Below are 23590 nucleotides of genomic sequence, written 5' to 3'. Positions count from 1 at the left end.
GGGAACATGTCAGTTCTGCCACGGGGAGATCATCGCCATATGACTGTAAGTCGGCTCGAATGGCCGGCCGGCCAGAATTTTTCAGCTGCTTTGTTTGAGCATGACTTTTGCCCGAACCGAGGTTCGGGATCATGCTCTAGCCGGCGATCCTGGAGAAGTCCGCGACCTTACCGGTCGCGGCGCGGATGCGGGCAAGCAACGCCAGGCGGTTGGCGCGCACGGCCTGATCCTCATCATTCACGAGAACGCGTTCAAAGAATGAATCAACCGGTTCACGCAAAACACTAAGCGCCAGCATGGCGGCGGAAAAGTCTTCGTTTTGAATCGTTTCGCCGGCTTGCCTCTCGGCCTGATTCACCGCCGCAAACAGCATTTTCTCGGCATCCTCGCGAAACAGCGCCGGCTCAACAGTCTCGGCGACCTGCGTTTTCTTCTTCTCCTCGGCCGCCAGAATGTTCGCCGCGCGCTTGGTTCCGGCCAGCAGGTTCTTTCCATTCTCGCTGTCGAGGAAGGAGCCGAGCGCTTCGACGCGGCGGACGATCTGCAGGAGGTCGTCGGACTGCGGCGTGATGACAGCATCGATCAGATCATGCCGTGCGCCCTGGTCGCGGAGGTAGACCTTCAGGCGGTCGTGGAAGAACGACAGGAGGTCGGAGCCATTGGCCCCGCCAGCCTTCGACGCGAGATAATCCGCCACTTCGTAGGCGCTTTCGAAGGTGGGTGTCAGTGGCAGCCGGATGCCATTCTCGACCACAATCCTCACCACGCCCAGTGCCGCCCTGCGCAGCGCATAGGGATCCTTGGACCCCGTCGGCTTTTCATCGATCGCCCAGAAGCCAACCAGCGTGTCGAGCTTGTCGGCGAGCGCCACGGCAATTGAAACAGAGTCGGTCGGCACGCGGTCGGACGGGCCTTGCGGCTTGTAGTGCTCCTCGATGGCAGCGGCGACGGAAGGATGCTCGCCCTGCAGCAGCGCATATTTGCGGCCCATGGCGCCCTGCAATTCCGGAAACTCGCCGACCACCTCGGTTGTGAGATCAGCCTTAGCAAGCATGGCTGCACGGCGCGCCAGCGCGGGATCGGCGCCGACGATCGGCGCCAACTCTTCGGCCAGCTTCTTGATCCGCTCCACGCGCTCGCCTTGCGTGCCGAGCTTGGCGTGGAAGGTGACGCCGAGATGGTCGAGGCGGGCCATGCGCTGGTCGAGCGGCTTTTTGAGATCAAGCCCGAACTTCTCCGCCGATGCCTTGAGCTGGTCGAGATCGGGCAGATCGCCCTGATCGGTCTTCCAGAAATACAGCGCATCGGAGAGGCGCGCGCGCACCACCTTGCCGTTGCCGTAGGCAATCTCCTTGCCGCCGTCCTTCGCCTCGATGTTGGCGGTGAGGATGAAGCGGTTGGACAGATCCTCGACGGCGCCCTGCGGCCGGCTGACGAAGCACTTCTGGTTGGCGCGGATGGTGAGCCTGATGACCTCGGCGGGAATGGCGAGGAAATCCTGCTCGAACTCGCCCATCAGCACGACCGGCCATTCAACCAGGCCGGACACTTCCTCCAGCAGCCCCTCATCCTCGACCAGGTCGAGGCCGTTGGCGAAGGCGAGGTTGCGCGCATCGGCCAGAATGATCTCCTTGCGGCGGTCGGCGTCGAGCACGACCTTGGCCGCTTCCAGCTTCGACACGTAGTCGTCAAAGCGGCGCACGGTGATTTCGCCCGGCGCATGGAAACGGTGGCCGTAGGTGACGTTGCTCGAGCGGATGCCGTCGATCTCGAAATCGACCACCACCGGCTCTTCGGTCTCAGGACCGAAGGTGCAGAGGATCGACTGCAGCGGCCGCACCCAGCGCAACGAGCCCGGCTTTGCCGAGGCCGGCCCCCAGCGCATCGATTTCGGCCAGGGGAAGCCGCGGATGATGCCCGGCACCAGTTCGGCGATGATCGCCTCCGCCGCCCTGCCCGGCTTCGAAATGTGGGCGACATAAAAATCGCCCTTCTTCGGGTCGGAGTTGACATGCGCCTCGGCAATCGAGGCAAGGCCTGCCTTGCGCAGAAAACCCTGGACCGCTTGTTCCGGCGCCGAGGTCGCTGGGCCCTTGATCTCTTCGTGGATGTCCTTCGAGCGCGCGGTCAGGCCGCGAATGTCGAGCGCCAGCCGCCGCGGCGTCCAGTACTCGCGCGCCGCCTCATAGGTCAGCCCGGCCTCAACCAGACCGTCGGTCAGCATCTTCCTGAGGTCGCCCGCCGCCTTGCGCTGCATGCGCGCGGGGATTTCCTCGGAGCGAAGTTCCAGAAGCAGGTCAGGCATAGCAAGGGCTCGCGCGGCAAGAAGGTCCGGGGCGGGGCATAGCAACTCGGCTGGCCGCTGTCACCCTGCATGCCGATCGCCTGTTCGACCTATTTCCGGAAATTTTCATGGCTGTTGTCGGGACGGAGGGAGCCCGCCCGTCCTTAGGGCAGAAAATTCCCATGAACCAAACGCAGCGCTGAAGCGACCAACGCTCAGGCAGGGAACTATTGGCTGAACGATCGTGAAAACGGCATCAAGACTTTTGCAGATCCTCGCACTTAGCGCTTGCTTCGCCGCGCAGGCTCACGGTGCTTTCTCGATGCCGGGTGTCAGGCAAGCGCTGCGGACAATGGCAGGCCCGAGTGGCCAGATCCTCTCCCCGATCGCCGCGCCTCTCGAAATGATGAAGCGCGTCTGATCTCAGGCGGCCAGCCCGCCAGCCTGCGTCAGCAAGAACGCCTCGCCGCAGGCTTTCGCCAGATTACGCACCCGCAGAATGTAGCTTTGCCGCTCCGTGACTGAAATCACGCCGCGGGCGTCGAGCAGGTTGAAGACGTGGCTGGCCTTGATGCACTGGTCGTAGGCCGGCAGGACCATGCGGTGCATCGCCAGATTGTCGTTCGAAGCCGGCGCGCCCGCATCGAGCAGCGCCTTGCACTCGGTTTCGGCGTCCTCGAAATGCCTGAGCAGCATCGCCGTGTCGGCATGTTCGAAATTGTGGCGCGAATATTCCTGCTCGGCCTGCAGGAAGACATCGCCATAGGTGACCTTCTCGGCGCCGTCGCGGCCGTTGAAATTGAGGTCGTAGACATTGTCGACGCCCTGCACATACATGGCCAGCCGCTCCAGCCCGTAGGTGAGTTCGCCCGCCACCGGCGCGCATTCGATGCCGCAGACCTGCTGGAAATAGGTGAACTGCGAGACTTCCATGCCGTCGCACCAGCACTCCCAGCCGAGCCCCCAGGCGCCCAGCGTCGGGCTTTCCCAGTCGTCCTCGACGAAGCGGATGTCGTGCAGCAGCGGGTCGACGCCGATCGCCTTGAGCGAGCCGAGATAGAGCTCCTGCAAATTGGGCGGGTTGGGCTTCAGGATCACCTGATACTGGTAGTAGTGCTGCAGTCGGTTCGGGTTCTCGCCGTAGCGCCCATCCTTGGGCCGGCGCGAGGGTTGCACGTAGGCGGCGTTCCAGCGCTTTGGCCCCAGTGCGCGCAGCGTCGTTGCCGGATGGAAGGTGCCGGCGCCGACCTCCATGTCGTAAGGCTGGAGGATGACGCAACCATAGTCCGCCCAATAATTGTGCAAGGTCAGGATCAGCCCCTGGAAGGAGCGGCTGGGATGCATATGGGTTGGGATGTCGATCGTCACGGCGGCCTCGGAAAGCGCGGAATGAAGCATTCCCTAGTTGCCGGGCCGGCGAGCGTCAAGGCGGGGTACCGCGCGCCACTCTCCCGACCAGACTTCGTCGGGCCACCCTCCCGGGGTATCGGCGCCAGCACCTCGGCGGTTCCAGCTCTTCTGAAAACAAAAACGGGGCTCAACGAGCCCCGTTTTGCAGACAATGTCGAGATCCTTACCCCTTCGGCGCGGGCGTCGGCTCCGGCTTGACCTTCGGAGTCTCCTGCGCCGTGTTGGATTCGATCGGCGGCAGGCCTTTCAACAGCTTCTGCTGCACGGCGGCAAGCACATCGGGGTCCGGCTTCAGGTCGCGCGCCTGATTCCACTGAAAAGTGGCTTCCAGCTTGCGGCCGACGCGCCAGTAGGCGTCGCCGAGATGGTCGTTCAGCACCGGATCTTCCGGCTTCAGCGACACGGCACGCTCCATTTCACGCACGGCGTCGTCGAACCTACCAAGGCGGAAATAGGCCCAACCCAGCGAATCGACGATGTAGCCGTCGCTTGGCCGCAGATCGACGGCCTTCTGGATCATCGCCAGGCCTTCCTTGAGATTCATGTTCATGTCGACCCAGGAATAGCCGAGATAGTTCAGAACCTGAGGCTGGTTGGGAAGCAGTTCCAGCGCCTTGCGGAAATTCGGCTCCGCCTTCGGCCATTCCTTCAGCCGCTCATAGGCGATGCCGCGCTGGTAGAAAATGTTCCAGTTGGCGCTGGTCGGCGTCTTCAGCACCTCGACCGCCTTGTCGTAGAGATTGGCGGCGGAGCGGAAATCGTCCTTGGAGGAATAGACGCCACCAAGCGCCAGATAGGCACGCATGTCGCCTGGATGCTTGTCGACGAAGGCTTTCAGATGAGCGATCGCCTCTTCGTGGCGGTCGAGATCGGCGAGGTTGAGGCCGAGCTGCAGGTCGGAAAGTTCCTTCAGCGGCGAAGAATTGGGAATACGGCGATAGAGCGCGATCGCGCCCTCACCGTCCTTCAGCTGCTCGGCGACAGCGGCGAGCTGCACCAGGGCGGCATCGCTGTTGGGCTTGAGCGCCAGCGCATATTGCAGATAGAGGCGGACGAACGGCTCGCCGCCGCCACGGTTGAGCGCAGTGGCGAGGTCAAGCAGGATCTCGGAGGCACCCTCGGATGGGCCGGCGACGAGAGGCTCGATCTTGTCGCCCTTGTTGATCCTGTCGCGAAGCGTCGTGATTTCCAGCTTGCCCGGCGCAAACGCCTCGGCCTGGTCGAGAACCGAAAGCGCCTTGGCCTTGTCGCCCTTGCGGGACAGGAAGGAGGCATAGGCCTGCGCGTTGCGCATCCACGTCTCGGGCGCAGCGCCGCCGGCGGCAGTGTCTGCCAAGGTCGCGGCGTAGATTTGATCGGCCTTTTCGGGCAGGCCCGCGACGTCGGCGATCAAAGCGCGATGGTAGGATTTGAACAGGCCGAACCAGTCCGGCCCTTGCAGCTTGTCGATGAACGCCATGGCGTCGCCGGGCTCACCAGCGCCTTCCATGGCCCAGCTGCTCATCACCCCGGACAGAAGCCGGTCGAGATCGGATTCGAGCGACAGCTTGAGCCAGTATTGCGCCTTGGTGAAATCCTTCTTGTGGAAGGAATCAATAGCCAGCGCCATGCGCGAGAAGCGCTCGACATCGGGCACTTCCTTGAGCTTGTCGGCATAGACCAGGGATTCCTCGAAGCGGCCTTGCGCGATCAGCGACAGCATCAGGCTCTGCTGCAGCGCCGTGTCGCCGGGCGCGAAGGCGAGCGCCTGCTTGTAGTAGGCGATGGCGCTATCGAGGTCGTTGTCGCCCTCGGCGATCCGCGCGGCGAGATAGGCCCCCGAGAAAGATGTGATCCTGACCGGCTCGCTGGTTTCCTTGGCATGCGACGGCAGAGCCGAGATCGCCATGCCCGCCACAATTGCCAGCCCTGTGAGCCAGCGCGCACGTCCTTGCCGCATCGTATCCCTTTCAGCCAGACGCAATCCCCAAGTCGGCGGGACCGCCATAGACTCGTACTTTTCCGGGCAAAGCATGGCCTTTTTGGGGTCAGGCTTCAATCCGGGTCGAATTCACAATCGGGTCACCCGATCAACAAACCATGGCGACGACGCATCATAGCAGATTGCGGACGCGGACCCTACACCCTGGTATCGCGATAGGTGTTGATGGCAACAGTGGTGCACAGGCCGGCCCACTCGCAGCCCTGGCAGGCCTCACGCGTCAGGCCGGCTGAAAAGGCGGCGCGCATGCGGGCCAGGGCTGCCGCGTCAAGGCTCAGGCGGGCGCCGACCCGGATCGGCCGGGCGAGCAATTGCTCCACGTCGCGTGCCGCCAGCCGGTCCCGCTCGGCGGCACTTTCGCGCAGGCAGTGCGGTTCCGGCTCGCCGAGCAACGGGGCGCAGATATCGTCCGGACCCCAGACGATCAGGATGTCCTCGCCCCGGCGAAGGCGCTCGGCGATGCCGTCATAGTTGGCGATGAAGGCGGCGCTGTATCCCTTGCCGACATAGGTCAGCACGCAAAGCAGATGATGGGCGCGCAGCCTGACGGTCATCGCCGGCTATGATGCGGTTTTGGCCGGATTCGTCTTGTTGCCTGCAAACAACTTGAGCGTGGCGGCGCCGAGTGCGGACTTCAGCAAGCCGCCAACAATGAAGGGCAGGAAGCCGAAGGTGATGGCCTGTTCGGCGCCGATCATGACGGCAAGCCACGCCGTGCCGAGGACCAGGCAGGCGAGATTGCCGAGCACCATCGCGGCGAAGGCCAGCATCACCCGGTTGCCATTCCAGCCGCGCTCGGCCAGCCAGCCGACGAGCGCGCCGGTGAGCGGGAAGGCGAAGAGATAGCCCCCCGTCGGCCCGAGGAAATGCTGCACGCCGGCAGCACCGCCAGCCAGCACCGGGAAACCGACCGCGCCTTCGACGAGCCAGGCAGTGATGGTGATGGCGCCAAGCCGCCAGCCATAGAGCGCGCCGATCAGCGTCGCTGCGAAGGTCTGCATGGTCACCGGCACCGGCACCATCGGCACTTCGATGTAGGACGACAGCGCCAGAAAGAACGTGCCGAGGACGACGGCGCCAGCCTGCCAGCCAAGCGAGCGGTCTTGCAGGCGCAGCGGGCTGAAGGACGGCTTTGAGGACGAAAAAGCGATGTCGGTCACGGCGGCTTCCCTGGCTGTTTTGAAATTATAGATAATTTTTGCTTTTGATCTATTATCAAATCCATATTTACGGCGCGATGGCAAGCCCTCGCCCCGAAAAAGCTCCGAGATCGCATTGGGCATTTGCGCCCGGCGCTGGTCTTCAGCTGATTTTCCGATCCCTAGCCGACGATAGCGAAGGCGTCGCGGGTCCTGCCGGAGGCCGTCTTGACCGGCTTCTGGCCGATCCACTGCACATGCCGGCCAAGGGTGGCGGCGGCCGATTCGGCATTGCCCTGGCGGAGCGCGCTCAGGATCGCCCGGTGGTCCTGGTCGGTGCGGATTTCCCATTCCGAGCGCCAGGCGGCGAACAGGAAGCGGGCGCTTGCCGCGTGCAAATCGTCGATGGTGGCAAGCAGTCGCGGCATGCCGCACGGCTGAAGGATCAGCCGGTGGAAGGTGCGGTTGGCTTCCTCCCAGGAGCGGACGTCACGAGACTTGTCGCCGGCCTTGGTCGCCTCCTCGGCGAGATCGAGAATGGCTGCGGTCAGGTGCGGCGCGGCATGACGCAGCGCCAGCACTTCGAGTGCCGCCCGCATTTCGGCAACTTCCCTGACCTCGCCAAGGTCGAAAGACGCGACACGCACGCCACGGCGCGGCTCGCCGATCGCCAGCCCTTGCGCCTCCAGACGCCGGAACGCTTCGCGCACCGGGACATGGCTGGTCTGGAATTCCTCGGCGATATGGTCCTGTCGCAGCCGGGCGCCCGGTTCGATAGCGCCCGATATGATGCGGTCCGCCAGCACCTTGCTGATACGGACGGCGATGGTGTCGTCTGCGGTCTTTGCCATGATTTATAGATAATTTGCATCGCGACGGCTTGTCGAGACGGCCGTTGCGGATTTCGCGGCAAAGTTGCCTCGGCGCGGACCTCAGTTCACCCGGCTGATGCAGAAATCGATGACGTCGATCAGTGCCGATTTCTGCGGCGTCGCCTCCAGCGGCGCGAGCGCGTCGCGGGCGATCTCGCCGAAATGGCGGGCGCGGCCGATGGTGTCGGCGATGGCGCCGTGGCGGGTCATAAGGCCGATCGCTTTTTCCAGCCCGGCATCGTCGGTGACATTGTCCTCGATGGCGCGCTTCCAGAAGGTGCGTTCGGCCTTGGTGCCGCGCCGGTAGGCGAGGATCACCGGCAGCGTCACCTTGCCTTCGCGGAAATCGTCGCCGACATTTTTGCCCAGCTCCTTGCTGGAGCCGCCATAATCCAGCACGTCGTCGATGAGTTGGAAGGCAAGGCCGAGATTCATGCCATAGGAGCGCAGTGCCGCGCGATCGTTGCGCGTTGCCTGGGCGATCACCGGGCCGACTTCGGCGGCGGCCGAGAACAGCGCCGCGGTCTTGGCCTTGATGACGGCGAAATGCTCGTCCTCGGTGGTCTCCAAGTTCTTGGCGGCGGCAAGCTGCATCACCTCGCCCTCGGCGATGATCGAGGCCGCACTCGACAGGATGTCGAGCGCTTCCAGCGAGCCGACATCGACCATCATGCGGAACGCCTGGCCGAGCAGGAAATCGCCGACCAGCACGCTGGCCTGGTTACCCCAGATCATGCGCGCGGTCTTCTTGCCGCGGCGCATGCCGCTCTCGTCGACGACATCGTCGTGCAAAAGCGTGGCCGTGTGCATGAATTCGACCGATGTGGCGAGCTTGACGTGGCCTTCGCCGGAATAGCCGAACATCTGGGCTGCGGCCAAAGTCAGCATCGGCCGCAGCCTTTTGCCGCCGGACGAGATCAAATGGTTGGCGACCTCCGGGATCATTTCGACGTCGGAGCCGGCCTTCGACAGGATGAGTTCGTTGACGCGCCCCATATCGGCCGCCGTCAGGTCGATCAGGTCCTTGATGGAGGCGGCTTCCCGCTTCCCGTTTTCGATGTTGAGAACGACACCCACCACAAACACTCCCGTCTATTCCATGCGCACGACGGCACCCTGTCCCGGATGGACTCTAGGGCGGCACCCACGGGCACGGCAAGAGGCGAATTGGCGCGGTTGCAACCGGCAAGGCGATCGCCCACGTTTACAGGAACGCCGCAACCTGCGATTTTCGTCCGATGATAGAACTCATCCGCACCAACGATGCCGTGATCATCTCCTTTGTCGAATCGCTGATGCGCGACGCCGGCATTGCCTGTTTCGTCGCCGACCAGAACATGAGCGTGCTCGATGGTTCGATCGGCATCCTGCCCCGGCGCGTCATGGTCGACGCCGACCAGGCGGAGGCGGCGCGGCGCATTCTGACGGATGCCGGCATCGCCAACGAGATCCGCCGAGAATAATGTCCGCTTCACCCGCCGCCCTTGTTCCGGACACGCCGGCCCACACGGTCGACGGCTTCCATCGCGGCCGCTTCTGGCTGGTGCAGCCCCGGTCGGGTGGGCACCGCGCCGGCATGGACGCCATGATGCTGGCCGCTGCCGTGCCATCCTCCTTCGCCGGCCGGCTTGCCGATTTCGGCGCCGGCGCCGGCGCTGCGGGCCTGGCGGTGCTGTCGCGCTGTGCTTCTGCCCGGGCCGTGCTGGTCGAACGCTCCGAGGAAATGGCGGGATACGCGGCGACCACGCTTGCCCATCCCGGCAATGCCCATCTCGGCGATCGCGCCTCGGTGCTGGCCGCCGATGTCACGCTGTCGGGCAAGTCGAGAGGCGACGCCGGCCTTGCCGACAATTCCTTCGATTTCGTCATCATGAACCCGCCCTTCAACGCCGCCGAGGATCGCGCCACGCCCGACCCGCTGCGCAAGCAGGCCCATGTCATGGAGGACGGGCTGTTCGAGAGCTGGATCCGCAGTGCAGCAGCGGTCGTGAGGCCGCGCGGCGGGCTGGCCGTCATTGCCCGGCCGGAGCAGCTCGGCGCGCTTCTCGACGCGATCGAGGGCCGCTTCGGCGATGCCGAAATGCTCTCTGTCCACCCTCGCCCCGAGGCGGCGGCGATCCGCATCGTCGTCAGGGCAGCGCTCGGCGCGCGCGGAAAGCTGTCGATCCGCCCGCCGCTGATGCTGCATGGTGAATCGGGCAACGGACCAGCGGAACGGACCGAGATGATCAACAACGGACTGGCGTCGCTGTTCGGCGATTGATCCTGCCGGCCACGTGGCATTGCTGTTGGCCGGAAAATCCCTACATGCCCGGAGCAAGATTGCCGCGCCGTCCGAAAAAAAGAATTGACCGAACCTGACCTTATCTTGCTCTTTGCACATTGCCCCGGAGATCCTCCCCTCGTGAAACGCCTTTTGAACCGCCTGCTGCCGAAATCCTGGCGCTCCAGTGTCGTCACCGTTCCGGTCATCCGGCTGCAGGGGACCATCATGCCCGGCGGCGGCCAGTTCCGGCCGAGCCTGTCGCTGGCATCGACCGCCGGCCTAATCGAAAAGGCGTTTTCCTTCGATGCGCCAGTCGTCGCCATTTCGATCAATTCGCCTGGCGGTTCGCCGGTGCAGTCGCGGCTGATCTTCAAGCGCATCCGCGACCTGGCGACGGAAAAGGACAAGAAGGTGCTGGTCTTCGTCGAAGACGTCGCGGCATCGGGCGGCTACATGATCGCGGTCGCCGGCGACGAGATCTTCGCCGACCCCTCCTCCATCGTCGGCTCGATCGGCGTGGTGTCGGCCTCGTTCGGCTTTCCCGAACTGATGAAGAAGATCGGCGTCGAGCGCCGCGTGCACACGGCCGGCCAGAACAAGGCCGTGCTCGACCCGTTCAAGCCGGAGAAGAAGGAAGACGTCGAGCGGCTGAAAGCGCTGCAGCTCGAGGTGCATGAGACCTTCATCGACCTCGTCAAGGAGCGGCGCGGCACCAGGCTCAAGGACGACCCGGACCTGTTCACCGGCCTGTTCTGGACCGCAAAGAAAGGTCTTGAGCTCGGCCTTGTCGACGCGCTGGGCGATATGCGCACCGTGCTCAAGACCCGCTTCGGGCCGAAGACCCAGCTCAAGCTGATCACGGCGCCGCGCGGCCTGTTCGGCCGCTTCGGTCTGTTCGGCTCGCGCAGCGGCTTTTCGGCGCCCGACATTGCCGCAGCGGCTGCCAGCGGCATTATCGATGCGGCGGAAGAGCGCGCGTTGTGGGCGCGCTTCGGGCTTTGAAAAAACGGTGAAAACGTCTAGCATATCCGCTTGACCGACCCGACCGGCCGCCTTCGCCGCCTTTTCGAGGGAGGAGTTTTGAGATGCCGCAGATCATTTTCTTCGTCGCCGTTGGCGTGCTTGCCTATGTCGGCTACCGCTCCTTCGTCAGGGAAGCCGAACGGGTGACGGCCAAGATCCGGCGCACCGAAAAACAGGCGGCCAACGGTACGATGGGAACGCTGGTCAAGGACCCCAAGACCGGCGAATACCGCCTGGCCAAGGACTGAAAGCATTTCCCTTGCAGCCGACACATTGAACGCCGAGGCCGAAGCCCGGATATGGCTTGCGCCCGCCAAGATCAACCTGGCGCTGCATGTCACCGGCAGGCGCGCCGACGGCTATCACCTGATCGAGAGCCTCGCCGTCTTCACCCGCTTCGGCGACAGGGTCGAGATCGAGCGCGCCGACAGCGATATTTTTTCGGTGTCCGGCAAGTACGCGTCCGCAGTCCCGCTCGACGACAGCAATCTGGTGGTGAAGGCACGCGAGGCGCTGCGGCAGGAAGCCGGCCTGCAGCGGACGCCGCCTGTCGCCATCAGGCTGGAAAAGAACCTGCCGGTTGCCTCAGGCGTCGGCGGCGGATCGAGCGATGCGGCGGCGGTGCTGCGCGGGCTCGTCCATGCCTGGGCACTGGATATCGATGACGCCGAACTGGCGCACATCGGCCTTGCGCTTGGTGCCGACATTCCCATGTGCCTGGCAGCAAAACCCCTGGTCGCGCGTGGTATCGGTGACGAGCTGTCGAGCGTGCCGGATTTTCCGGCGCTTGGCCTGGTTCTGGTCAATCCAGGCACCGCCGTCTCCACGGCCGAGGTGTTCAACGCGCTTGCCAGCCGGGACAATGACATGCTGCCGCCGCTGCCGCGCACGATCGACTTCCACAGCATCCGCAACTGGCTGGAGATCACGCGCAACGATCTCGAACCGGCAGCCCGCGCGATCCAGCCGGCCATCGGCAAGGCGTTGTCGGTGCTGAACAAGGCCGGGGCGGGATTTGCCCGCATGTCGGGCTCCGGCGCCACCTGCTTCGGACTGTTCGAAACAGGTAATGTCGCCAAGCGCGCCGCACTCGACATACGCAGCCGCCATCCGGACTGGTTCGTTGCCGCGACGCGAAGCATGGAGGCCGACGCCCATGGCCAGGATTGACGAGACACGCCCCTTCATTCCGGTGCGCATCGCGGTTCTGACCGTTTCCGACACGCGCAGCCTTGCCGACGACAAGTCCGGCCAGACCCTGGCCGACCGCATCGCGGAGGCCGGCCACATCCTTGCCGCCCGCGACATCGTCACCGACGACCGCGACAAGATCCGCGACAAGGTGCTTGGCTGGTCGCAAGACAAGGACATCGATGTCGTCATCACCACTGGCGGCACCGGTTTCACCGGCCGCGACGTGACGCCGGAGGCGCTGGAGCCGATCTTCGAAAAGCGCATGGACGGCTTTTCCGAAGTGTTCCACCGCATCTCCTACGACAAGATCGGCACCTCGACGATCCAGAGCCGGGCGACCGGCGGCGTCGTCAACGCCACCTTCGTCTTCGTGCTGCCGGGCTCGCCCGGCGCCTGCAAGGACGCCTGGGACGGCATTTTGAAGCCGCAGCTCGACTACCGGCACATGCCTTGCAACTTCGTCGAGATCATGCCCCGCCTGGACGAGCATCTCAGGCGCGGCAAGACCGGATAAGATCCCGGATCAGCGGATGACCGGCTCGCCGTGGAAGCGACGGCGCGACGGCGCCGAGACGCCGAAGCCGACTTCCATCATCAGACGCGGCGTGCGCGTCGGCACGGTACCCATATGGAAACCGAACGGATCCTCGACGAAGCCGAGGCCGGCTTCTCCGGTCAGCGTCACCGGGCTGTCGTCGCCGTAGACGTCGAGGACGTCCTGCGCCGGATGGCCGACGAGCAGCGTCAGCTGATGCTTTACGGCGCGGCGCTTGTGGCTGCCGCGGACATAGACATGCGGACCGGTGTCGGCATCGACGGGCTTGAGATAGAAGAAGAATTTCAGCATCCGCCAGTCGTCGAGGTCGAAGTGGTATTTGCCGAGCGACGCCAGGTTCTTGTCGGCATCCGAGGCCGCGCCGGTCGGAAAGCTCCACCAGACGCGCGTCGTGATCAACTTCGCCTGGCCGCCGAGATAGTGCGCGGCGATATCAAGCAGCAGCGGGTCGCGCTGAATGGCCAAAGCAGCATCGCAATCGAGGATACGTTCGAAAAAATGCCCGCTGAGCAATGGGCGGCCAAAACGCTTTTCGGCCTCGGCATGCTCGCCCGGCATGAATTCGAGACGACGATCGAAATTGCCGAAGCACGGCGTGCGCTCGGCAAAAGCGGCGATTTCCTCGTGAATGGCCTGCGGCAGCACCAGCCCTGAAAACAGCCCGTCCGCTTTCAATGCGCCGACGGCCGCGGCGCGGTCGACGCCGGCAAACATCGTATCTGTGTTGCGTGCCGGCTTGGCCTGCTTGGCACCAAGCCAGTGCAGGCGCCGCCCCGGCATGGTGCGGGCGAGGACGAACATTGGCAGCCAGGCGGGATTCTCGCGAAGGTCGGTCAGATAGGTCGGGATGCGCGCGGCCATACGGCGCAACATGCTGCCATTTCGCGCAATTGCCTCCAAGCTGGCGGCGCCGGATTTGTCAGGGCTTGTAAAGGTCATCGGGTCCTCGGGTATGAATGCGGCGCCGACGCAGCGTTGCTCACCGCTCCGGCATTACCCAAACCCGATTGTCCCGCATGAAGGGAATGCTACGCCCACGCCATGTTTTGTGCAATGCACAATAGACAACGCGCCTGCAATAAATTCCCGTAGTGTGGAAACGAGTGAAGCTCCGTCCGTTCGCGAAGGCAGGGCAAAAGAGCCTCACTTCGACGGCGCGACCCAGATCTCCGCGTTGAGCCTCCTGGTCGCAAGGCCGCGCGCGATGGCCTCGGCGCCGCGGGCGCTTTTCGACAGAGCTGTGGCTTGGCGTTTGCTGATCACCAGCCCCTCGGCCAGGGCCCGGTTGCCCGAAAAGACGCGTGCCAGGAACGGCGTGCGGCTGCCGCGCGCCCGCGCAAACCGCGCCGGCATGGTTTGCCTCGCGGTGTGGGCGACAACCTCGTCGATCCAGCCTTCCGAAAGCCGCGCGCCAGGCTCCAGCAACAGCAGCCAGTCGCCCTTGGCCTGCCTGATGCCGGCCGCGATGCCGCCGGCGACATAGTGGCAGCCGGCATGCTCGGCGACACGGTGCGTCTGGTCGGTCGAGCCGTTGTCGCAGACGATCACATCGCGCACCACGCCTTCGACCGCGCCGCCGATCAGCGAGGCGAGCGTGCGGGCAAGGCCCTCTTCGTCGTTCATGGTTTCGATGAGAACACTGAGCATGGTTAGCCGAATAGCGGAAAGCCGTAGGCCGCGCCAGTTTTTGCATCGCGGCATAAAAAGTTCTTGCTTTGTTCTCATCGACAAAATAGGAATAGTTTCATGAACAGAGCGATTCGACGGCCTGCTGACAGTCCCTGGGAGAGGGCAAAGATGGAACAGATCGTGCGTGCCGACATTGCAGCCTTTGGGGCCGGGAGAGCCGAGATGGCGAATGCGATGATCGAGCAGAGCGGCATGCGCGTGCGGCCGGACCGAAATCGCGGCCGCTCCGCCGGCATCAATCCGTCCGGCCGCTTCGAGCCGGTCAGCCGGCATGTCTTCGACGACGGCTGGAATTCGCTGGAGGAACTGCCGCCGTTCAAGACCGAGGTGCAGGTCGAGAAGCCGCGCACGATCATTACCCGCAATGAGTCGCCCGACATTTCCTTCGACCGCTCGATCAACCCCTATCGTGGCTGCGAGCATGGCTGTGTCTACTGCTTCGCCAGGCCGACGCACGCCTTCATGGGCCTGTCGCCGGGGCTCGACTTTGAATCGAAGCTGTTCGCCAAGCCGGACGCGGCACGGATGCTCGACAAGGAATTGTCGAAGCCCGGCTACCAGCCGCGCACCATCGCTATCGGCACCAATACCGATCCCTACCAGCCGATCGAGAAACAGTACCGGATCATGCGCGAGATCCTCGAAGTGCTGGAAGCCCGCGGCCATCCGGTCGGCATCGTCACCAAATCGGCGCTGGTGACGCGCGACATCGACATATTGTCGCGCATGGCCGAGCGCGGGCTGGCCAAGGTGGCGCTGTCGGTGACGACATTGGACCGGATGCTGGCCAGAACGATGGAGCCACGCGCGTCGACGCCGACCAAGCGGCTGGAGGCGATCCGACAGCTTTCGGACGCAAGCATTCCGGCCTCCGTCATGGTGGCGCCGATCATACCCGGCCTGACCGATCCGGAGATGGAGCGCATCCTCGATTCGGCACGCGCCGCCGGCGCGCGCGAGGCCGGCTACGTCATACTTCGCCTGCCGCTGGAGGTGGCGCCGATCTTCAAGGACTGGCTGCTGCGCCACTATCCCGACCGCTACCGCCACGTGATGTCGCTGATCCGTTCGATGCGCGACGGCAAGGACTACGATTCGGAATGGGGCAAGCGCATGAAGGGTGCGGGACCCTATGCCTGGCAGATCGGCCGCCGCTTCGAGATCACCGCCAAGCGGCTCGGCCTCAACGCCGAGCGGCGGACGCTCAGGACCGACCAGTTCGTCGCCGCGGCCAATGCCACGGAGCAGTTGATGCTGCTTTAAGGAAGATCGCGCACCGGCCTTCGCCGGCCGGTGCATGAGAAAAGAATCCGGTCCGGCCTGTCCCCCCCGGCCTGCAGACGGTGCCCTCCCGGTCCGGCGCCCCACCCCGACCCGGAGGGACTTGCGGAGAATCGGAGCCGATGCGAATCTCGCCGCAACATGGCTCGCGCGCGTTCCGATTCTCCGCTTCTTTTCGAAATCGTCGAGAAGCCCGACTTCTCCTTCGAGACGAAGGCGATGGCCGAAGGCCTGTGGCCGGTGGCGGGGATGGACGAGGCCGGTCGCGGACCGCTGGCCGGGCCGGTCGTCGCGGCGGCGGTGGTGCTCAATCCCGCCAACATCCCGGAAGGGCTCGACGATTCCAAGCGCCTGACGCACCTGCAGCGGGAGGCGCTGTTCGCCAGGATCCTCGGATCCGCCGTAGCCGTCTCGATGGCCTCGATCAGCGCCGAAGGCATCGACGGCAGCAATATCCTCAAGGCCAGCCTGGAGGCGATGCGCCGCGCGGTCGCCGGTCTTTCCGTGCAGCCTAAGCTGGCGCTGGCCGACGGGCGTGACGTGCCGCCGGGCCTCACATGCGCCGGGCGCGCGCTGATCAAGGGCGACCAGCGCTCGCAGTCGATCGCCGCCGCCTCGATCGTCGCCAAGGTGATGCGCGACCGCATGATGTGTAGCTGCGGCAACCACCACGACCGCTACGGCTTCGAGGTCCATATGGGCTATGCCACGGCCCGCCACCGCACGGCGATCGAAGCACACGGCCCGGTGGCGCGGCTGCACCGTGTGTCGTTTGCGCCGTTCCGGCTGGGCGGAGCTGAGGTGGTCGAAGAAGAGAGCTTCGCTGGGTTGGAATGAGGCGGCGGCGACAGCCGATCTCCCCCCTCGTGGGGGAGATTACGCGCTCAGCCGCCCCGCAAAACAAAAAAGCCGCCAGGTCGCCCGGGCGGCTTCATGCTAGCGGCTCGAAGACCACTTAGTTCAGCTTGGCCTTCACGTCCTGCAGCGAAGCCTTGAACAGGTCGGCGCCGGCCTTGGCGTCGATCTTGCCGGCAAGCAACGCGCGCGCCGCTTCGACGGCGATGTCGACGGCGCTGGCGCGGACTTCGGCGACTGCCTCGCGCTCGGCCTGGCCGATCTTTTGCTCGGCAAGTGCGGTGCGGCGCGCGACGTAGTCCTCGGTCTTCTTGTGCGCCTCGGCGGCGAGCAGGTCGGCTTCGCGCTTGGCGGCGGCGACGATGTCGGCGGCCTCCTGCTCGGCTTCCTTGCGCTTCTTCTGATACTGGCCAAGCAGCTGCTGGGCTTCTTCGCGCAGCCGGCGGGCTTCGTCGAGCTCATTGCTGATCTTGGCGGCGCGGGCGTCGAGCGCTTTGGCGATCAGGCCCGGCACCTTGATGTAGACGGCAACGCCGAGGAAGATGACCAGGGCAACCGTAGCCCAGACTGTCGCGAGAGATGTGGCGTCCATGATGCGCTCCTCACCGGGCCACGGATTTGACCGCGGCCGCGATCTCGGCCTTGCTGGCCTTGCCGCCGACAAGCGCCTCGACGATCGCCGAAGCGGTGTCCTCGGCAATCGAGCCGACTTCCTTCATGGCGCTGGCCTTGATAGAAGCGATGCTGGCCTCAGCCTCGCCGAGCTTCTTGTCGAGGGCAGCCTCGACCTTCTTGCGCGCGGTCTCGGCCTCGGCCTTGGCGGCGTCGTTGGCCTGCTGGCCGATCGCGTTGGCCTTGGTCTTGGCTTCGGCCAGTTCCTGCTCGTAAGCGGCAACGGCCGCGTCGGCCTCGCCCTTCAGCTTGGCGGCGTGGTCGAGGTCTTGCGTGATGCGGTCGTTGCGGACATCGATGATGCCGCCGAGGCGCGGCATCACCACCCGCTTCAGGAACAGGTAGAACAGCCCGAAGGTGATCGCCAGCCACAGAAGCTGCGACGGGAAGGTCGCCGGATCGAATGGCGGGAAGGTGCCGTGCGCCTCGCCGGGCACCGCGGTGCCGGCATGCGTTTCGGCTCCCGCACCGGCGGTGCCTTCGGCAGCCGGCGCTGACTCTTCTGCAAAGGCAGATGTCACGAACATGGACTATCCCCTGATATCAGGCCTGCCGCAGGATCGCGGCCGGCCTGCCCAATCTTCCCGAGTGCTCAGCCGAACAGGGCCAGAAGCGCGATGAGAAGGGAGAAGATGCCCAGAGCTTCGGTCACGGCGAAGCCGAAGATCAGGCGGCCGAACTGGCCATCGGCGGCCGAGGGGTTGCGCAGAGCGCCCGCCAGGTAGCTGCCGAAGATGTTGCCGAGGCCAATGCCCGCGCCGCCCATGCCCAGGCAAGCGATACCAGCGCCGATGTACTTTGCTGCTTCTGCGTCCATTTCAAACTCCTTTGGATCTGTAATTCCGTTGCATTTCCATCCGGCGGCAATGCCGGAAACTTGGTGTCAGTGCCCGGGATGCAGGGCGTCGTTGAGATACATGCAGGTCAGCACGGCAAAGACGTAGGCCTGCAGGAAGGCGACCAGCAGTTCCAGCGCCGTCAGCGCGACGGCCATGGCCAGCGGCAGAACCGAACCGGCGAAACCGACCGCGCCGAGCGCGCTCAGGCTGACGACGAACCCGGAGAACACCTTGAGCGTGATATGGCCGGCCAGCATGTTGGCGAACAGACGAACCGAGAGGCTGACCGGGCGCGACACGAAGGAGATCACTTCGATCAGTACCACCAGCGGCAGCAGGAACACCGGCACGCCATGCGGCACGAACAGCTTCAGGAAGCCGAGGCCATGCTTCATGAAGCCGTAGACGACCACGGTCCCGATGACCAGCGCGGCGAGGCCGAAGGTGACGATGATGTGGCTGGTGACGGTGAAGAAATAGGGAAACAGGCCAAGCAGATTGGCGACCAGCACGAACATGAACAGCGAAAAGACGAAGGGGAAGAATTTCAACCCTTGCGTTCCCGCCGCGTCCCTCAGCATGTTGGAGACGAACTCGTAGGCCATCTCCGAAACCGACTGCAGGCGGCCCGGAACCAGGCTGCGGCTTGCGGTGGTCAGGTAGAGGAAGGCCGATGCGACGGCGACCGTCGCGACCATGAACAGCGCGGAATTGGTGAAGGACAGATCGTAGCCGCCGATGTTGATCGGAATCAGCTTGACGATATGGAACTGGTGGATCGGATCGACCTTGTCAGCAGCCACTTTACATCCCCGTCAAAGCCGCATGCGGCTTCAGTGTCCTGTTTCGCGCCTTTGACGGCGCCTCGTCCTAGTCTTTCGGATCGCGCGTTTTATCGCCCTGTCCGAATTGCGCCACCAGTCCCGCCGAGCGCAGGACATTGAGCACGCCGGCGCCAAAACCCAGCAGCAGGCCGACGATCAGACCCCATGGCGAGGTTCCCGCCACTCGGTCCAAGAACCAGCCAAGGCCGACGCCCACCACTATGCCGGCGATGAACTCGCTGGATAGTTTGAGCGCTTGGCCATATCCGGCCACACTGCCCGCTTTCGCGTCTTTCCCCTCGAGCCGGTCCGGCCGTCTTGTCGCAAGCGATGCTTCAAGATCGCGCCGGCGGCGCTCAAGATCGTCATCGCGGATGTCGGGTTCGTGCTGTTTGCCGCGGCCGGTTTCTCCGGTTCCGTCTGGCCCATTCTTGTCGGCCATCGCAACCCCCCCTGCCCGGTCAGATCGTCGCCGTCCGTCCGCTACCAAAGTCGCCGGCAACATAGTTAGAGGGTCCGCGCCCGTCAAGCCACGGGCCGAACTTCAATGTGATGTATTTTTCCTAGCTAAATCAATCACTTATTTAGGTGCGACATCGTGCCCGCCGCAGTTGCGGGCATGTACCTGCCGAATCCTTGCAGCGATGGGTCTTTGGCCGCCGGGCCTTGACGCCTCTTCGGGTCGCCGCGAACGCCTGTTCAGGGAATACTCAGCTCCAGCCGCCGCCATAGGTACGATAGAAGATATGCAGGCCGATTTTGGTCATCCTCTTCATCGTGCGCGCCCAGCCCGGATGGACATAGTTGGCGTAATAATGGGTCGAGGAGCCGACTTCCGGAATGAAGATCTTGCCGGCGGTGACGGCCATGGCGACATCCTGGGCGGTCTTGTAGGCGACAGGATTTTCGATGCGCTTCTTGCGGCCGTCGCAGGCGAAGGAGAACTGGCAGCGATTGTACCAGTGGTCGTTCTGGTAGACGACGCCGCAGATCGAATTCGGATAGGCCGGGTTGCGAACGCGATTGAGGATGACCTGGGCGACGGCGGCCTGGCCGCGCACGGATTCGCCGCGCGCCTCGAAGTAGATGCCGTTGGCAAGGCATGCCTGCTCCTTCTTGGAGAAGACGCTGGCCGGCAGCGGGTTCTGGATCCAAGAGTGATCGCCCTTGCTCATCGGCGGGATGAAGCGGCCGTTGTTCGGCTGCTCGTCCTGCAGCAGGGCCTCGAAGGGCGAGGCCTTGGCGTAATCGGGTTCGGCCTGCGCATAGGCGGTGGCCAGCACATCCGGTTTGTCATTGTTGACGAGAGCCGCCAGCATGGCCGGGACGCCGGGATCGGGCTTCTCCTCCTCGCGGATATGGAAGGCCTGGGCGATCTGGATTTCCTTGCCTTTTATGCCAGGCTTGGCGAAGGCGAGCTTCAGGCCACTGTCCATGCTCGGGCGCAGCAGCGAGGAGGTGCGCTCGAAGATCGAGCCGGCGTTGAAGTTCTTCGGCGGCGCCACCGGCGAGATCTGGACGATGCGGCCCTTCTTGTCGGCGCGCGCGATACGATCCTCGTCGGGTGTCGTGCCGGCGACATTGCCCTTGCCGCGAAACGATACGCTGCCGATGCCGGGCAACTTGACGCCCGACCCGGAGATCGAGCCGGTGGAGACGGAATCGACGAACGGCATTTCGGCGGCGTGCACCGAACCGGCGACGGATTTTTCGACATAGGCGTTCCAGCGGGCGTTCGGCTTCTCCAGGCCGGAGACCAGGCTGGTCATGTCCTGATAGGCAATGACGGTCGGAAAGCCGACCCAGATGCCGAGCCCGATGATGAAAGGAGATAGGAAGGAACGTTTTTTCTCACCGGCGACGGCGGCCAGCCGTTTCAAGACACGTCGATGCACGGAACTCTCCAGAAACGCAACTGACCCTCTGGAGAGCCAAAATGATGCATTAACCTTGATGGGGCGTTAACGGGTTCGATCGTGTTTTTTTGATGTTGATCCGAAACGGGGCGAACCTTGCGGCCCCAACCATGCAGGAAATCAGGCCGGCCGGAGGAAAATCGGCCAGGCGATCATCGCGCAGACGCCCGCCGCCAGCCATACTCCCGCCCACGACGAGACGAGCAGCAGTCCGGGAATGCCCGCCGGCACCAGGAAGAAGGCGATGAAGACGAAGCTGTTGGCGAGGCCGAGCGCCGTTCCGGCACGGCTGGCGCCGGCAAGGGTGGCGAGCTCGGTATAGGCGACACCATGCCAGGCGGAAACCGAGATGCCGGCAACGACCAGCACCATGGCGACGGCCGGCATCAGCACGGTCTGCCAGCCGGGCGTGGCGGCAGCCGCCAGGACCAGCAGGCCAAGGGCAGCGAAGGCGAGCGCGCTCAGCGCGCTGCACAGGCGCAGGAACGAACGGCGATTGCCATGGCGGTCGGTGAAGCGGCCGCTCCAGACGCGCAGGACCATGGCGCCGACCTGCACGGCGGCGAGGCTGGCGCTGATCACCAGCGTGCCCATGCCGGCGAAATCGTGCAGGAAGACGGAGGCGAAGGTGAGCACCGCGACCTGCGGAAAGCACAGCAGGCCGATTGCCGTCGCGAGGCGCCAGACCTCGATGTTGCGCAGCGGCGCCGGACCGGCTGGTTTTGCCGCAACGACGTTGCCGGCATCGTCTCCCGCCGGCGGCTGATGCAGCCAAAGCCAGGCGAAGCAGGCCGAGACCGCCGATGCCGACGCCAGAAGACCAAAGACCACGGCAAAGCCGTAGGCCGAGGCCAGCGACGGCAGGACAAGCGCACCGAGCCCGCCGCCGAGCGGCACGGCGGTCTGCCTGATGCTCATGGCAAAGCCGCGCTCGCCTTCGTGGAACCAGGCCATGATGGCGCGGCCGCTGGAGCCGTTGACGCTGCCGCCGAGCAGACCTGCAACCAGCAGGCCGGCGGCAAGCACGACAACGTCTGGAACATGCGATGCCGACGGCACGATGAAGAACGCCATGAGCAGGAGCCAGGCCGCGGTCGCGCCAAGCCCGGTCAGCAGCACGCCGCGATCGCCCCAGCGATCGGTGAGCACTCCCCAGGGCAGTTCGCTCAGCGCAACCCCCAATCCGAGAAGGCCGAGGGCAAGGCCGAGCTGGCCGTTGCCGAGGTGGTAGCCCTGGCGCATGAACACCGCCGTTGCCGGAATGCCGCTGAAGATGGTGGAGAAACTGGCATTGGCGGCGACGCCGATGCCGAGCACCTTCCAGCGGTGATTCCTATCGGGAGAAGCCTTGTTGGCAGACGTGACGATGCCCGGCCGAGGCCTGCCCTGGAGGCGGTTTGCGTGTGTGGCGATGACCGACATGGCGCGGCTCCTGTGATGATCTAGGATCTTGACGCACCGTCTCTACCGCCATAGCTTCATCCTGAATATCGGGAAGTTTTTGATATTCATTCCCGAAAAACAGGATTGTTATCATGCGACGCGTAACCTTCGACCTCGACGTCCTCAGAAGCTTCGTCACCGGCATGGAGCTTGGCAGTTTCGCCAAGGCCGCCGATCGCCTGGGGCGCTCGACCTCGGCGGTCAGTGCGCAACTGAAGAAGCTGGAGGAGCAGGCGGCGACACCGATCTTCCGTAAGTCCGGGCGCGGCCTGGCGCTGACCGAAGCCGGCGAGACGATGCTGGGCTATGCGCGCCGGCTGATCGAGCTCAACGACGAGGCGGCGTCGGCCATCCACGACGTCGAGTTGGAAGGCTGGGTAAGGCTCGGGCTGCAGGAGGATTTCGGCGAAGCGGTGCTGCCGGAAGTGCTGGGGCGCTTCGCCCGCGCCCATCCCAAGGTCAAGATCGAGGCGCGGATCGCACGCAGCCACGAACTTGCCGAGCGGATCACGGCGGGCAGCCTCGACATTGCGCTGGCCTGGCACAATGGCGCGACGCTGCCCTACAGCCGGCATGTCGCCGAGGTGCAGATGCGCTGGATCGGCATGGCACGGCTGATCGAGGCCGGGCTGCGCCAAGGCGAGCCGCTGCCGCTGGTGGCGCTGGAAGCGCCTTGCCTGCTGCGCACGGTGGCGACGGAAACGCTCGACCGCGCCGGCCTGTCGTGGCGGATGGCCTTTTCCAGCCCCAGCCTTGGCGGCATCTGGGCGGCGGTCGCCGCCGGGCTCGGACTGACGATCCGCACCGATATCGGCCTGCCCGCCAATGTCAGGGCAATGGCGCCACAGGCGGTTGGACTGCCCGCGCTGCCGAAAATGGCGCTGGTCCTGCATCAAAAGGAGGCCGAACTCGATCCCGTTGCGGCGCGCCTTGCCGACATATTGTTGCAGGCGACGCTGCAGGCGCTGCCCGAAAGTGCGGAGGCGGATGAGGTGCTGCGGGAAGTCGCTTAGTCTCTTAACGAGGTGGTTTCACAGTTCGAAACTGGTCAATCGCCAACCCACCGTACCCTGGAGGTTGGCCGCAGCCCATCAACTTCGTCATCCCAGGGCGAAGCAGGAGCGGAGCTCCGTCGCGAAGACCCTGGGATCCATGCCGTTACCTCGCGCAAAGGATGCAGCGGAGCAGAATTCTGGACGGTAGTGACGCTCAGACGTCACGGCATGGCAACTATGTTCATGCGAATGCGGTTTTGTCTCGAATGATGGCGTTGAGAGTGATCAGAAGTTTTCTGGCGACAGCGACGATGGCGAGTTTCTTTGATCCGGAGCGAGCCGCGAGTGCAG

At 64.4% G+C, this 23590-nt stretch carries 25 protein-coding genes; 9 read left to right on the top strand and 16 right to left on the bottom strand.

Annotated features, from left to right (window positions below; translation table 11 throughout):
• Nucleotides 1–136: 136 nt before the first annotated feature.
• The 7 genes from glyS to ACFX5Q_RS09155 all read right to left on the bottom strand — a co-directional run bounded on the left by glyS (nucleotide 137) and on the right by ACFX5Q_RS09155 (nucleotide 8763).
• The gene (gene glyS, locus ACFX5Q_RS09185; RefSeq protein WP_404277178.1) at nucleotides 137–2305 is read right to left on the bottom strand and encodes a glycine--tRNA ligase subunit beta; all 2169 of its coding nucleotides are present in this window, start codon (nucleotides 2303–2305) and stop codon (nucleotides 137–139) included.
• Between the two features lie 402 nt (nucleotides 2306–2707).
• The gene (locus ACFX5Q_RS09180; RefSeq protein WP_006201989.1) at nucleotides 2708–3682 is read right to left on the bottom strand and encodes a glycine--tRNA ligase subunit alpha; all 975 of its coding nucleotides are present in this window, start codon (nucleotides 3680–3682) and stop codon (nucleotides 2708–2710) included.
• Between the two features lie 175 nt (nucleotides 3683–3857).
• Complete coding sequence (locus ACFX5Q_RS09175; RefSeq protein WP_404277177.1) at nucleotides 3858–5633, bottom strand: tetratricopeptide repeat protein; 1776 nt, start codon at nucleotides 5631–5633, stop codon at nucleotides 3858–3860.
• A 179-nt stretch (nucleotides 5634–5812) separates the two neighbouring features.
• Complete coding sequence (locus tag ACFX5Q_RS09170) at nucleotides 5813–6229, bottom strand: DUF1284 domain-containing protein (RefSeq protein ID WP_404277176.1); 417 nt, start codon at nucleotides 6227–6229, stop codon at nucleotides 5813–5815.
• 6 nt (nucleotides 6230–6235) lie between these two features.
• The gene (locus ACFX5Q_RS09165) at nucleotides 6236–6835 is read right to left on the bottom strand and encodes a biotin transporter BioY (protein WP_404277175.1); all 600 of its coding nucleotides are present in this window, start codon (nucleotides 6833–6835) and stop codon (nucleotides 6236–6238) included.
• 161 nt (nucleotides 6836–6996) lie between these two features.
• Nucleotides 6997–7665, bottom strand: a complete 669-nt coding sequence (locus ACFX5Q_RS09160; protein WP_404277174.1) for a GntR family transcriptional regulator — start codon at nucleotides 7663–7665, stop codon at nucleotides 6997–6999.
• Between the two features lie 81 nt (nucleotides 7666–7746).
• Nucleotides 7747–8763, bottom strand: coding sequence for a polyprenyl synthetase family protein (locus tag ACFX5Q_RS09155; RefSeq protein ID WP_006201983.1), 1017 nt, complete (start codon nucleotides 8761–8763; stop codon nucleotides 7747–7749).
• A 161-nt stretch (nucleotides 8764–8924) separates the two neighbouring features.
• Here ACFX5Q_RS09155 and ACFX5Q_RS09150 point away from each other — a divergent pair, with 161 nt between their 5' ends.
• From ACFX5Q_RS09150 to moaB, 6 genes are all read left to right on the top strand, one after another.
• On the top strand, nucleotides 8925–9149 hold the full coding sequence (locus tag ACFX5Q_RS09150) for a DUF2007 domain-containing protein (protein ID WP_404277173.1): 225 nt from the start codon (nucleotides 8925–8927) through the stop codon (nucleotides 9147–9149).
• On the top strand, nucleotides 9149–9949 hold the full coding sequence (locus ACFX5Q_RS09145; protein ID WP_404277172.1) for a tRNA1(Val) (adenine(37)-N6)-methyltransferase: 801 nt from the start codon (nucleotides 9149–9151) through the stop codon (nucleotides 9947–9949). The genes ACFX5Q_RS09150 and ACFX5Q_RS09145 overlap by 1 nt, the downstream gene beginning before the upstream one ends.
• 141 nt (nucleotides 9950–10090) lie before the next feature.
• Complete coding sequence (locus ACFX5Q_RS09140) at nucleotides 10091–10954, top strand: S49 family peptidase (RefSeq protein ID WP_404277171.1); 864 nt, start codon at nucleotides 10091–10093, stop codon at nucleotides 10952–10954.
• 83 nt (nucleotides 10955–11037) lie between these two features.
• Nucleotides 11038–11223, top strand: coding sequence for a hypothetical protein (locus tag ACFX5Q_RS09135; RefSeq protein ID WP_006201979.1), 186 nt, complete (start codon nucleotides 11038–11040; stop codon nucleotides 11221–11223).
• 25 nt (nucleotides 11224–11248) lie between these two features.
• Nucleotides 11249–12145 (top strand): 4-(cytidine 5'-diphospho)-2-C-methyl-D-erythritol kinase, encoded by an 897-nt coding sequence (locus tag ACFX5Q_RS09130; RefSeq protein ID WP_404277170.1) that lies wholly within the window; start codon nucleotides 11249–11251, stop codon nucleotides 12143–12145.
• The gene (gene moaB / locus ACFX5Q_RS09125; RefSeq protein WP_404277169.1) at nucleotides 12132–12683 is read left to right on the top strand and encodes a molybdenum cofactor biosynthesis protein B; all 552 of its coding nucleotides are present in this window, start codon (nucleotides 12132–12134) and stop codon (nucleotides 12681–12683) included. Before ACFX5Q_RS09130 ends, moaB begins: the two co-directional genes overlap by 14 nt.
• Before the next feature lie 9 nt (nucleotides 12684–12692).
• On the opposite strand, the gene ACFX5Q_RS09120 is transcribed toward moaB, so the two are convergent.
• Together ACFX5Q_RS09120 and ACFX5Q_RS09115 are read right to left on the bottom strand one after the other, a co-directional pair.
• Entirely contained in the window at nucleotides 12693–13664 is a 972-nt protein-coding gene (locus ACFX5Q_RS09120; protein ID WP_404277168.1) for a hypothetical protein, read from the bottom strand.
• A gap of 204 nt (nucleotides 13665–13868) precedes the next feature.
• Entirely contained in the window at nucleotides 13869–14372 is a 504-nt protein-coding gene (locus ACFX5Q_RS09115; RefSeq protein WP_404277167.1) for a glycosyltransferase family 2 protein, read from the bottom strand.
• Between the two features lie 150 nt (nucleotides 14373–14522).
• On the opposite strand from ACFX5Q_RS09115, the gene ACFX5Q_RS09110 reads away from it, so the two are divergent.
• Both ACFX5Q_RS09110 and ACFX5Q_RS09105 read left to right on the top strand, forming a co-directional pair.
• A complete protein-coding gene (locus ACFX5Q_RS09110; RefSeq protein ID WP_404277166.1) occupies nucleotides 14523–15677 on the top strand; it encodes a PA0069 family radical SAM protein in 1155 nt (384 codons plus the stop codon).
• 159 nt (nucleotides 15678–15836) lie between these two features.
• A complete protein-coding gene (locus ACFX5Q_RS09105; RefSeq protein WP_404277165.1) occupies nucleotides 15837–16532 on the top strand; it encodes a ribonuclease HII in 696 nt (231 codons plus the stop codon).
• 118 nt (nucleotides 16533–16650) lie between these two features.
• Here ACFX5Q_RS09105 and ACFX5Q_RS09100 read toward each other — a convergent pair whose 3' ends face one another.
• The 7 genes from ACFX5Q_RS09100 to ACFX5Q_RS09070 form a co-directional block, all read right to left on the bottom strand.
• Nucleotides 16651–17142 (bottom strand): F0F1 ATP synthase subunit B, encoded by a 492-nt coding sequence (locus tag ACFX5Q_RS09100; RefSeq protein WP_404277164.1) that lies wholly within the window; start codon nucleotides 17140–17142, stop codon nucleotides 16651–16653.
• Between the two features lie 10 nt (nucleotides 17143–17152).
• Nucleotides 17153–17749, bottom strand: coding sequence for a F0F1 ATP synthase subunit B (locus tag ACFX5Q_RS09095; protein ID WP_404277163.1), 597 nt, complete (start codon nucleotides 17747–17749; stop codon nucleotides 17153–17155).
• A gap of 65 nt (nucleotides 17750–17814) precedes the next feature.
• A complete protein-coding gene (locus ACFX5Q_RS09090) occupies nucleotides 17815–18039 on the bottom strand; it encodes a F0F1 ATP synthase subunit C (protein WP_006206606.1) in 225 nt (74 codons plus the stop codon).
• 66 nt (nucleotides 18040–18105) lie between these two features.
• Entirely contained in the window at nucleotides 18106–18864 is a 759-nt protein-coding gene (locus ACFX5Q_RS09085) for a F0F1 ATP synthase subunit A (RefSeq protein ID WP_404277158.1), read from the bottom strand.
• A 67-nt stretch (nucleotides 18865–18931) separates the two neighbouring features.
• Nucleotides 18932–19327, bottom strand: a complete 396-nt coding sequence (locus tag ACFX5Q_RS09080) for an AtpZ/AtpI family protein (RefSeq protein ID WP_404277156.1) — start codon at nucleotides 19325–19327, stop codon at nucleotides 18932–18934.
• Nucleotides 19328–19595: 268 nt separating this feature from the next.
• The gene (locus tag ACFX5Q_RS09075; protein WP_404277154.1) at nucleotides 19596–20780 is read right to left on the bottom strand and encodes a cell wall hydrolase; all 1185 of its coding nucleotides are present in this window, start codon (nucleotides 20778–20780) and stop codon (nucleotides 19596–19598) included.
• A gap of 141 nt (nucleotides 20781–20921) precedes the next feature.
• A complete protein-coding gene (locus tag ACFX5Q_RS09070) occupies nucleotides 20922–22223 on the bottom strand; it encodes an MFS transporter (protein WP_404277152.1) in 1302 nt (433 codons plus the stop codon).
• A gap of 113 nt (nucleotides 22224–22336) precedes the next feature.
• On the opposite strand from ACFX5Q_RS09070, the gene ACFX5Q_RS09065 reads away from it, so the two are divergent.
• Nucleotides 22337–23257 carry a LysR substrate-binding domain-containing protein gene (locus tag ACFX5Q_RS09065; RefSeq protein ID WP_404277149.1) on the top strand — a complete coding sequence of 307 codons (921 nt, stop codon included), beginning with the start codon at nucleotides 22337–22339 and terminating at the stop codon, nucleotides 23255–23257.
• Nucleotides 23258–23590: the final 333 nt, after the last annotated feature.

The sequence above is a fragment of the Mesorhizobium sp. IMUNJ 23033 genome (genome assembly GCF_044778005.1).
Taxonomy (GTDB): domain Bacteria; phylum Pseudomonadota; class Alphaproteobacteria; order Rhizobiales; family Rhizobiaceae; genus Mesorhizobium; species Mesorhizobium amorphae_A.
The sequence above is the reverse complement of the archived record's forward strand: the minus strand, read 5'-3'. Positions and strand labels throughout refer to the sequence as shown.